This is a genomic window from Streptomyces sp. 150FB, assembly GCF_000818195.1.
Lineage (GTDB): Bacteria > Actinomycetota > Actinomycetes > Streptomycetales > Streptomycetaceae > Streptomyces.
Window position 1 is genome coordinate 8,840,307 of the sequence record NZ_JTHL01000001.1, and the last position, 1,774, is coordinate 8,842,080.

At 66.5% G+C, this 1,774-nt stretch carries 1 protein-coding gene; it reads left to right on the top strand.

Features of this window, described 5'->3' with window-relative positions:
- On the top strand, window positions 1–1,774 hold a 1,774-nt coding region (locus QR77_RS37910), incomplete at both ends, for an amino acid adenylation domain-containing protein (RefSeq protein WP_150130611.1).

Below are 1,774 nucleotides of genomic sequence, written 5' to 3' on the forward strand. Positions count from 1 at the left end.
TGGGCTCACTCCGGCCGGCGAGCTTTTCGACACTGTCGTCGTCTTCGAGAACTACCCGGTGGAGGAGGAGGCCTTTGCCCAGGCCACCTCCACCCTCCGCCTCAGCCACACCGAAACACACGACGCCACTCACTACCCGCTGAGCCTGATGGTGATGCCGGGGAGCGAACTTCACCTACGCCTCGACTACCGGCCGGACACGTTCACAAGCACAGCGGTGCAGGACCTCGCAGAGCGCCTGATCCGCATCCTTGAGTCTTTCGTCGCCGACACCGGACGGCCCGTGCGTGAGATCGACGTGCTCGGCGAGGACGAGCGTCAGCGCATCCTGCGCGGCTGGAACAGCACGGCACATGAGGTACGGGAGACGACTCTGCCCGAGCTGTTCGAGGAGCAGGTGGCCCGGACCCCCGAGGGCGTCGCGGTGGTGAGCGGCGGGGCTGAGCTGTCCTACGCGGAGCTGAACGCGCGGGTCAACAGCCTGGCGCGGTACCTCGTGAGCCGGGGCGCCGGACCCGAACGATCGGTGGCGGTAGCCATGCCGCGCTCGCTCGACCTCGTCGTCGGGCTCCTTGCCGTGGTGAAGACCGGAGCCGCGTATGTGCCGGTGGATCCGGAGTACCCCAGCGACCGCGTCGCCTACATGCTCCAGGACGCCGACCCCGTCCTGATCATCACGAACACGGACACGGCGCAGAGTCTGCCCGCGGAGAGCTCGACCGGCGCGAGCCGGGTGGTGCTGGACGAGGGCATCGTTCAGGCGCGGCTTCGCGACCAGGGCACCACGAATCCGGCTGATGACGAGCTGCTGGGGAGCCTGCTGCCCCAGCACCCGGCCTATGTCATTTACACGTCGGGATCCACGGGGCGGCCCAAGGGTGTGGCCGTCCCCCATTCCGCCATCGTCAACCGGCTGCTCTGGATGCAGAGCGTCTACTCCCTGAAGACGACCGACAGGGTTCTCCAGAAGACTTCCATGGCCTTCGACGTCTCCGTATGGGAGTTCTTCTGGCCTCTGATCGTCGGCGCCGGGATGGTGGTCGCCTCGGCGGGAGAACACAAGGACCCCGCCGCTCTTGCCGAGCTGATCCGGCGCGAGAAGGTCACCACCGCGCACTTCGTCCCCTCGATGCTGAACGCATTTCTCCAGGATCCCCTGGCAGTTCCCTGTGAACCGCTGGAGAGGGTGATCTGTAGCGGTGAAGCGCTGTCCACGGACCTCAAGAACCGCGCGCTGAGCACGCTTGGCGCGTCAGTTCACAACCTCTACGGCCCCACTGAGGCTGCCGTGGACGTCACGTTCTGGGAATGCGGCGCTGACGAGGAAACGGTGCCGATCGGGCGGCCGGTGTGGAACACCCGTGTGTATGTGTTGGACGCGGGTTTGTCGCCGGTGGCGGTGGGTGTTGCGGGTGAGTTGTATGTGGCGGGTGCGCAGTTGGCGCGGGGGTATGTGGGTCGTGCCGGCTTGACGGGGGAGCGGTTTGTGGCGGATCCGTTCGGTCCTGTGGGTTCGCGGATGTATCGGACCGGTGACCTGGTGAAGTGGGCTGCTGGTGGTGTGCTGGAGTTTGTGGGGCGTGCGGATGCTCAGGTGAAGGTGCGGGGTTTCCGTATCGAGCCCGGCGAGGTCGAGGCAGCTCTGGTCGGGCACCAGGAGGTGGCGCAGGCCGCGGTGGTCGTGCGCGAGGACGAGCCGGGTGAGAAGCGTCTGGTCGCCTATGTCGTACTGGTGGAGAGCAGCACCCTGGACGGGTCCGATCTGCGTGGTCTT